Source organism: Treponema sp. R80B11-R83G3 (genome assembly GCF_054786115.1).
In genome coordinates this window covers 1-550 of the sequence record NZ_BDHF01000430.1, presented here as the reverse complement: position 1 = coordinate 550, position 550 = coordinate 1, and the positions used below count along the sequence as shown (strand labels likewise).

Annotated in this window: 1 protein-coding gene and 1 pseudogene; both read right to left on the bottom strand. The window is 44.5% G+C overall.

Features of this window, described 5'->3' with window-relative positions; genetic code table 11:
• On the bottom strand, positions 1–239 hold a 239-nt coding region (locus ACYVRH_RS14295; RefSeq protein ID WP_461257541.1), incomplete at its 3' end, for an endonuclease/exonuclease/phosphatase family protein.
• 14 nt (positions 240–253) lie between these two features.
• A pseudogene (locus tag ACYVRH_RS14290) lies at positions 254–550 on the bottom strand (MATE family efflux transporter); the annotation flags it as partial.

Below are 550 nucleotides of genomic sequence, written 5' to 3'. Positions count from 1 at the left end.
TCGTCAGGTTTTATTTTTGTGTAAATCGCTACGCCGGAATAGCCTTTCTTTTTCGCGCTTGCCCAATAGGAAGTATAAGACATGCCGGCCGGATTAATAAATATCGGGGAAAGCTGCCCGGGATCGGCTTTGGTTTCGTTAATGCAAACTATGTCCGCGTTTTCTTTTTTGAGCCATTTTAAAAAACCGCGCTTTTCTACGGCGCGGATGCCGTTTACGTTCCATGAAATTATTTTCATGCGTTATTGTACTCTTATATTACTTTCTTTTCTATCCATTTATTGCTGAGCCAGCGTTTTGTGTAGAATATCCCCCGGAAAAGGAAGTCCGCGCCCATAGCCAAATAAACCCCTAAAGGTCCAAAACCTAACGTGTACGATAAAATATAAGCGGAGCATACCCTCACGAACCACATGGTGCAAATGGCGACAATCATGACATAACGCGCGTCTCCCGCGGCTTTTAGCGCGTTTGGAAGAACGAATGACGGACACCAGAAAAGCGTGGAAGTTACGCAATGAACCCTTAAAAACAATACGCACAAGTGGTG